Below are 7538 nucleotides of genomic sequence, written 5' to 3'. Positions count from 1 at the left end.
GCGCGCTGCCCGAGATGGCGAAGACCGGCGCGCCGGTGATCTTCGACGCCACTCATTCCGTCCAGCAGCCGGGCGGGCAGGGGACGTCGTCCGGCGGTCAGCGCGAATTCGTGCCGGTGCTGGCGCGCGCCGCGGTCGCCGTCGGCGTGGCGGGCGTGTTCATCGAGACCCATCCCGACCCCGATCACGCGCCCTCCGATGGACCCAACATGGTCCCGCTGAAAGAGATGGCGGCGCTCCTCGATCGGCTGATGGCGTTCGATCGACTGGCTAAGGCGAACTGAGATAGGGCTTCCGCCGTCGCTCAAGACGGCGCGTTGAAGCCCAGCACACGATCCATCGGAAAGTCGTAGAGCTTGCCGGTCTCGACCCACTTGGGCGAACAGAGCGCCACGATCTTCGGTGCGATCTCGGCCGGGGTCTTGAGCGTCGCCGCGTCTTCGCCCGGCATCGCCCGCGCCCGCATCGCGGTCCGGAGCGGGCCAGGGTTGACCAGCATCACGCGAACCGGCGTGTTCGCCGCCGTCTCCGCCGCATAGGAGCGAGCCAACGCCTCGACGCCGGCCTTGGTCACCGCGTAGGGGCCCCAATAGGCGCGGTCCTTGTGAACGGCGCCGGAGGTCAGGAAGACCGCCCGTCCGGCGTCGGACGCGCGGAGCAGCGGATCGAGTGAACGGATCAACCGCCAATTCGCCGTCAGATTAACTGCGATTAACTTGTCCCACTCCTTCGGATCGACGTGGCCGAGCGGGGTGAGTGGGCCGAGCATGCCGGCGTTCGCGACCAAAGCGTCGATCTTGCCGAAGCGCGAATAGAGCGCCGCGCCCAGCCTGTCGATCGCGTCAAAATCCGAAATGTCGAACGGCGCCAAGGTGCTGGAGCCGCCTTCGGCCTTGATCGCGTCGTCGAGCTCCTCGAGTCCGCCCTGCGTCCGCCCCGTCGCGACGACATGCGCGCCGGACTTGGCCAGCGCCAGGGCGACCGCGTAGCCGATGCCGCGCGTCGCGCCGGTGACGACAGCCACCCGGCCGGCCAAGGCCCTGGACTCACTCATGTATCGAGATCAGCTCGCCTCAGCGATGAGTGAGAGCTGCCGCGGGGTTTCGCCGCTCAGATCCGTCAGAAGCGTCGGATAGTCGCCGGTGAAGCAATGGTCGGTGAACTGCGGCCGAAGATCGTCTCGCTCCTCGAAGCCCATCGCCCGGTAGAGTCCGTCGACGGAGAGGAACGCCAGGCTGTCGGCCCCGATGAACTCTCGCATTTGTTCCAGCGTATGGGTCGCGGCGAGCAGCTTCTCTCGCTCCGGAGTATCAATTCCATAATAGTCAGAATGGGTTATGGGCGGACATGCGAGCCGGAAGTGAACTTCCTTCGCGCCGGCGTCGCGCATCATTTTGACGATCTTCACCGAAGTCGTGCCGCGCACCAGACTGTCGTCGACCAGCACGATCCGCTTGCCCTCGATCTGGGAGCGATTGGCGTTGTGCTTCATCCGCACGCCCAACTCGCGCACTCCCTGCGTCGGCTGGATGAAGGTGCGGCCGACATAGTGGTTGCGGATGATGCCGAGTTCGAACGGAATTCCAGAGGCTTGGCTGAATCCGATCGCGGCTGGCACGCCGGAGTCAGGCACCGGGACGATGACGTCGGCCTCCGGCAGCGACTCGCGGGCGAGCTCGACGCCCATCAGTTTGCGGACCTCGTAGACCGACTTGCCTTGAACGATCGAATCCGGTCGGGCGAAATAGACGAACTCGAAGATGCAGGGCCGCATCTTCTGGGGCGGGAACGGCCGGAGCGACTGCACGCCATCCTCGGTTATGACGACCACTTCGCCATTGTCGATGTCTCGGACGTATTTCGCGCCGATGATGTCGAGGGCGCAGGTCTCCGACGTCAGAATGTAGCAGCCGTCGAGTTCACCCAGGATCAGGGGGCGAATGCCGAGCGGGTCGCGCGCGCCGATCAGCTTGTTCTCGGTGAGGGCGACCAGAGCGTAGGCGCCTTCGATTTCTCGGAGCGCGTTGACGAAGCGGTCGATGATCCGCGGGCGCCTGCTCTGCGCCACGAGATGCAGGATCACCTCGGTGTCCGAGGTCGACTGACAGATCGCGCCGGCGCGGACCAGCTCTTTGCGAAGCGTCAGCGCGTTGGTCAAGTTGCCATTATGGGCCACCGCCAGACCGCCGGCGTCGAGCTCGGCGAACAGCGGCTGCACATTGCGGAGAATCGTTTCTCCGGTGGTCGAGTAGCGGTTGTGGCCAATCGCCTGACGCCCGGGGAGGCGGGCGATGACCCGGGCGTCGGAGAAATGGTCGCCGACCAGGCCGAGCCGGCGCTCGGCGTGGAAGCGATTATCGCCGTGGCTGACGATCCCCGCCGCTTCCTGTCCCCGGTGCTGCAGCGCATGAAGCCCAAGCGCCACGAGCGCGGCGGCCTCCGGATGACCGAAGACGCCGAACACGCCGCACTCTTCGTGCAGACGGTCCGAATCGAGGTCAAATACGTCTTCTGCGTCGGCGCCTGTCGGGGCCGTGGAGTCGATCGTCATGTCCGTCTCCCGCAGGCGGGCTCGACCGCCTGTAGCGCTCCGCAGGCATGAGGCCGGCGGTGCTATTGCTTCGGCTTCCCGTCCTGCTCCAGGAGCTTGTCGAGGCCCTGCTTGTCGGCGGGGCTGACGTCCTGACTTTCGTCCGGCGCAGGAGCGGCCGCGTCGGGCGTCGCCGGAGCGGCAGGATTCGCCGCGTCGCCGCCCGCGCCGTCCCGGCGCTTCAGCTTCTGCAAGATGGTGCTTTCAGGGTCTTCAGGCAACAGCGCGAGGAGCTTGTCGCCAGCGTCCTGAAGAAACGGTTTCGACTGCGCGGTCCTGAACCACTCCGGCTGTCCCTTCTCAGGCACCAGCCAGGTGAAGAACATGAAGGCCACGACGACCAGAAGCAGGCCGCGCGCAGCGCCGAAGACGAAACCAAGGATGCGGTCGATCGGCCCGACGCGGCTGTCGAGGATCGCGTCTGAGATCTTCATGGTGATGAACGAGACCACCAGCAGCACGACGATGAAGATGCTGCCCGCCGCCACGACGTCGGCGATCTGCGGAGGATTGAAGTGGATGTGCTCGCGGGCGATCGCGCGGGCCGGCTCGAAGAAGAACACGGTCGCCGCCGCCGCCGCCACCCATGAGGCGATCGACAGCACTTCGCGCGTGAAGCCGCGGACCATCGCAAGCGCCGCCGAGACGAGCATGACGGCAAGCAGGATAAGGTCGAGAAGAGTGATGGTCATTTACGCGGCCGGGCCCAAGCCGTTAGGTGCGCGAACGCCTCAAGGTCGTGAGGCGCGGTCTCTATAACGTGGGAGCCATGCTCCGTCACGCTTCTTTCATCCGCGTCTGATCCGCGCGGGCGGCAAGACGGGCGACGAGGGCGTCGAGCGTCGGCACGCTGAGCGCGGTGAGGCCGGCCTCTTCCGCCGCTTCCGCAGCAGCGGGCGGCAGCGCCGCGCGCTTGAAACCGAGGCGCGCGGCCTCGCGGAGCCTCGGACCGGGATGCGCCACCGGGCGCACCGCGCCGGTCAGGCCGATCTCTCCAAAAAAAACTGCGTCAAGCGGCAGCGGCGAGCCGAGCAGAGAGGACACCAGCGCAGCGGCGACGGCGAGGTCCGCCGCCGGCTCTTGCACCCTCAATCCTCCCGCCACGGCAAGGTGGACGTCGTGGCTGCCAAGCCGGACGCCGCAGCGCGCCTCGAGCACGGCGAGCACCATGGCGAGTCGCGATCCTTCCCAGCCGACGACAGCGCGGCGCGGCGTGCCGAGCGTCGACGGCACCACCAGCGCCTGGATCTCCACGAGAAGCGGCCGCGAGCCTTCGAGGCCGGCGAGCACGGCTGTTCCGGGCGCGTCGGGCTCACGGTCTCCGAGAAACAAGGCGGAGGGGTTATGGACCTCCTCCAGGCCATCGCCGGTCATGGCGAAGACGCCGATCTCGTCGGTCGGGCCGAAGCGGTTCTTCTGGGCGCGAAGGATGCGGAAATCACGGCCCGAATCGCCCTCGAAGGAAAGCACCGCGTCGACCATGTGCTCCACGACGCGGGGCCCGGCGATCTGGCCATCCTTTGTTACATGACCCACCAGGACGATGCAGGCGCCGGTCGTCTTCGCGTAGCGAATCATCGCCTGCGCGGAGGCGCGGACCTGGGTCACGGTCCCCGGCGCCGACTCGACCTGAGCAGTCCAGAGGGTCTGGATCGAATCGATCACGACGAAGCGGGGCGGCTCACTCTGCTTCAGCGTGGCGAGGATGTCCTCGACGCAGGTCTCGGCCGCAAGTGCTACGGGAGCGTCACCGAGGCCGAGCCGCTGCGCGCGCAGACGCACCTGTGCAGCGGCCTCTTCACCTGAGACGTAGACAACCCGATGGCCGCTGCGGGCGAGCATGGCGCTCGCCTGTATCAGCAGCGTGGACTTGCCGATGCCCGGATCGCCGCCCAGCAGCAGCACCGAGCCGAACACGAAGCCGCCGCCGGTGACGCGGTCGAGCTCCGCCATGCCGGAAACCAGCCGCGGCGCCTCGTCGGCGGAGCCCGACAGGCTTTCGAGCGCGACGACCCGGCCGCGGCCTAGCGCCCGCGCCGACGTCCCGCCCGGAAGCGGCGCGGAGGACGCCTCCTCGACGATCGAGTTCCACGCCCCGCATGCGTCGCACTTGCCGGACCACCGGTTATGAACGGCGCCGCAGGCCTGGCAGACGAAGACAGGTCTGCCGCGGGCCATCAGGCTTCTTTCAGGGGTGCGTGACCTGCTCCGACATAGCGACGCTCGTAGCGGCGCCCGAGCGCGGTCAGCACCTCGTAGCCGATCGTTCCGCAGGCCCGCGCGAGATCGTCGACGCCGAAGTCGTCTCCGAGGATCTCCACCCAGTCGTCCCGCGACGTTGCAGATTCCGGCGCGTCGGTGACGTCGACGGCGACGAGGTCCATCGAAATCCGACCGAAGAATGGGCACGGGACGCTGCCTGCGAAGCCGAACGCGCCCGGCGCGCCGTGCTCCGAGCCGGCGGCGCGGAAGACGCCGTCAGCATAGCCGAGCGATAGGATCGCGAGCCGCGTCGGCCGGCGCGTCGTTTCAGCCCCGCCATAGCCTACAGGCGTGCCGGCAGGGACATGGCGCGTCTGGATGATCCGCGCCTCCAGCTTCACGACAGGCTTCATCGTCGCTGGCCTGCCCGGGAGAGGATTCGAGCCGTAGAGCGAGACGCCGGGCCTGCGCATCTCGAAGCCGAGATCGCCGCCGGACGTCCGGGCGATCAGCGTCCCGGGCGAATTGGCGAGGCTCGCCGGCGTATTGGGCAGCAGCGAGCGGAGCTCCGCAAAAAGCGCCCGTTGCCGTTCGGTCTCCGGGCGGTCCGGCTCGTCGGCGCAGGCGAGGTGGCTCATCACGAGCGCAGGGCGGAAGCCGATTCCATCCGATGAGAAGAGCGCGCGGGCCTCTTCGGGATCGAGGCCGAGCCGCGCCATGCCGGTGTCGACATGGATGGCGGCCGCTTCGTCCGCGCCGGTCGCGGAGACGAAGGCGCGCCATTCCGCAAGCTCCGCCATCGAGCCCAGAACCGGCCTGACGCCGAGGGCCGCGTAAGTGTCGCAAGCGCCGGGGGGCAGGCCGTTCAGCACGTAGATCGCGGCGTCGGGAGCTGCGGCGCGGGCGGTCCGGGCCTCCGAGAGGTGGGCGACGAAGAACGTCTTCACGCCCGCTTGGGCGAGCGCCTGCGCGGCCTCGGCCAGCCCCACGCCGTAAGCGTCAGCCTTCACGACCGCGGCGCATTCGCTGGACGGGGAGATGGCGGAGAGCACGCGCCAGTTGTCCTGCAGCGCCCCGAGATCGATCGTCAGCCGTCCGCCGGCGAAGTCCGAGATCACATCCGCTCCGGCAGCCGGTCTTCCTGCGCAAGATTGCCGAAGCGGGTGTACTCCGCCTCGAACTGAAGCTCCACCGTTCCCGTCGGGCCGTGACGCTGCTTGCCGATGATCACTTCCGCTTTTCCCGACACGGCCGTCATCTCGGTCATCCACTGCTCGAACTCGGGCGTGCCTTCGCGGGGTTTCTTGTTCTTCACGTAATATTCCTCGCGGAACACGAACAGCACAACGTCGGCGTCCTGCTCGATCGAACCGGATTCGCGCAGGTCCGAGAGCTGCGGCCGCTTGTCCTCGCGGCTCTCGACCTGTCGGGAAAGCTGCGACAGCGCGATGATCGGCGTCGCGAGCTCCTTCGCCAGCGCCTTGAGGCCGGTGGTGATCTCCGTCAGCTCCTGCACGCGGTTCTCGCCCTTCTTGGCGGAGGCCGAAAGCAGCTGGAGATAGTCGACCACCAGAAGGTCCAACCCCTTGGAGCGCTTGAGTCTTCTGGCGCGGGCGGTAAGCTGCGCGATCGACAGGCCGCCGGTCTCGTCGATGAACAGCGGCGCGCGCTGCATCTCGGTGACGGCCTCCGTCAGCTTGAAGAAATCGCGCTCGTCGATCGAGCCGCGGCGGATCTTCGACGACGAGATCTCGGCCTGCTCGGCGATGATTCGCGTGGCGAGCTGTTCGGCCGACATTTCGAGCGAGAAGAACCCGACGATTCCGCCGTTGATGGTCTTGGTCCGGCCGTCCGGCTGCACCTCGCCCTGGTACGCCCGGGCGACATTGTAGGCGATGTTGGTGACGAGCGCGGTCTTGCCCATGCCCGGACGGCCCGCGAGAATAATGAGGTCGGAGGCCTGCAGGCCGCCCATCAGGCGGTCGAGATCGTCGAGGCCTGTGGCTATTCCCGACAGGCCGCCGTCGCGTTTGTAGGCGTTCGCCGCCATGTCGACCGCGGTCTTCAAGGCGTTGGAAAACGTCTGGAATCCGCCGTCGTAGCGCCCGGTTTCGGCGAGCTCGAACAGCTTGCGCTCAGCGTCCTCTATCTGCTGGCGCGGGGGCATGTCGACGGGGGCGTCGAAGGCGACGTTGACGACGTCCTCGCCGATTCCGATCAGCGAGCGACGGAGCGCGAGGTCGTAGATCGAGCGGCCGTAGTCCTCCGCGTTGATGACGGTGGTGGCCTCCGCCGCCAGCCGGGCGAGGTATTGCGCGACCGTCAGGCCGCCGCCGACGTCGAGGTCCGCGGGCAGAAAAGTCTTGATGGTGACAGGGGTTGCGGCCTTTCCGGCCCGGACGAGACTGGCCACGATCTCGTAGGTGCGGGCGTGGAGGCCCTCGTAGAAATGCTCGGCCTCGAGGAAGTCCGACACCCGCCAGAACGCGTCGTTGTTGACCAGCACGGCGCCCAGAAGCGCCTGTTCCGCCTCGACATTGTGCGGCGCCTGCCGGTAGGCGGGCTCCGGGTCCACGAGGCGACGGGCGAGTGAATCGACGGGCGCCATAGGCGGTCCTTCGGGGTGATCGGAGTTAACGCAGGGGCGATCGCGGGTTAATGCGGTGTTAACACGGGCGGCGCGGTTAACTCGCGCGGCGTCGCCGCTTCATCCCCACGGCGCCCGATTCACACAGGGCGACGATGC

Annotated in this window: 6 protein-coding genes and 1 pseudogene; 1 reads left to right on the top strand and 6 read right to left on the bottom strand. The window is 67.5% G+C overall.

What is annotated here, in order from left to right:
• Nucleotides 1-284, top strand: a pseudogene (locus tag PKE75_RS06255) (3-deoxy-8-phosphooctulonate synthase); the annotation flags it as partial.
• 20 nt (nucleotides 285-304) lie between these two features.
• Here PKE75_RS06255 and PKE75_RS06250 read toward each other — a convergent pair.
• The 6 genes from PKE75_RS06250 to PKE75_RS06225 all read right to left on the bottom strand — a co-directional run bounded on the left by PKE75_RS06250 (nucleotide 305) and on the right by PKE75_RS06225 (nucleotide 7400).
• The gene (locus tag PKE75_RS06250; RefSeq protein WP_271167843.1) at nucleotides 305-1054 is read right to left on the bottom strand and encodes an SDR family NAD(P)-dependent oxidoreductase; all 750 of its coding nucleotides are present in this window, start codon (nucleotides 1052-1054) and stop codon (nucleotides 305-307) included.
• Between the two features lie 9 nt (nucleotides 1055-1063).
• Nucleotides 1064-2551: an amidophosphoribosyltransferase gene (gene purF, locus PKE75_RS06245; protein ID WP_271167842.1), complete on the bottom strand. Its 1488-nt coding sequence runs from the start codon at nucleotides 2549-2551 to the stop codon at nucleotides 1064-1066.
• A gap of 62 nt (nucleotides 2552-2613) precedes the next feature.
• Entirely contained in the window at nucleotides 2614-3282 is a 669-nt protein-coding gene (locus PKE75_RS06240) for a CvpA family protein (protein ID WP_271167841.1), read from the bottom strand.
• 85 nt (nucleotides 3283-3367) lie between these two features.
• Complete coding sequence (gene radA, locus PKE75_RS06235; RefSeq protein ID WP_271167840.1) at nucleotides 3368-4768, bottom strand: DNA repair protein RadA; 1401 nt, start codon at nucleotides 4766-4768, stop codon at nucleotides 3368-3370.
• Nucleotides 4768-5910, bottom strand: coding sequence for an alanine racemase (gene alr / locus PKE75_RS06230; RefSeq protein WP_271167839.1), 1143 nt, complete (start codon nucleotides 5908-5910; stop codon nucleotides 4768-4770). The genes radA and alr overlap by 1 nt, the downstream gene beginning before the upstream one ends.
• Nucleotides 5907-7400, bottom strand: coding sequence for a replicative DNA helicase (locus tag PKE75_RS06225; protein WP_271167838.1), 1494 nt, complete (start codon nucleotides 7398-7400; stop codon nucleotides 5907-5909). Before PKE75_RS06225 ends, alr begins: the two co-directional genes overlap by 4 nt.
• Nucleotides 7401-7538 lie beyond the last annotated feature (138 nt).

The sequence above is a fragment of the Hansschlegelia plantiphila genome (genome assembly GCF_027922265.1).
Taxonomy (GTDB): domain Bacteria; phylum Pseudomonadota; class Alphaproteobacteria; order Rhizobiales; family Methylopilaceae; genus Methylopila; species Methylopila plantiphila.
The sequence above is the reverse complement of the archived record's forward strand: the minus strand, read 5'-3'. Positions and strand labels throughout refer to the sequence as shown.

What these genes read in the sequence shown, in the direction of transcription:
- PKE75_RS06250 (WP_271167843.1), bottom strand. Translation starts at nt 1,054, where the DNA reads ATGAGTGAGTCCAGGGCCTTGGCCGGCCGGGTGGCTGTCGTCACCGGC.
- purF (WP_271167842.1), bottom strand. Translation starts at nt 2,551, where the DNA reads ATGACGATCGACTCCACGGCCCCGACAGGCGCCGACGCAGAAGACGTA.
- PKE75_RS06240 (WP_271167841.1), bottom strand. Translation starts at nt 3,282, where the DNA reads ATGACCATCACTCTTCTCGACCTTATCCTGCTTGCCGTCATGCTCGTC.
- radA (WP_271167840.1), bottom strand. Translation starts at nt 4,768, where the DNA reads ATGGCCCGCGGCAGACCTGTCTTCGTCTGCCAGGCCTGCGGCGCCGTT.
- PKE75_RS06225 (WP_271167838.1), bottom strand. Translation starts at nt 7,400, where the DNA reads ATGGCGCCCGTCGATTCACTCGCCCGTCGCCTCGTGGACCCGGAGCCC.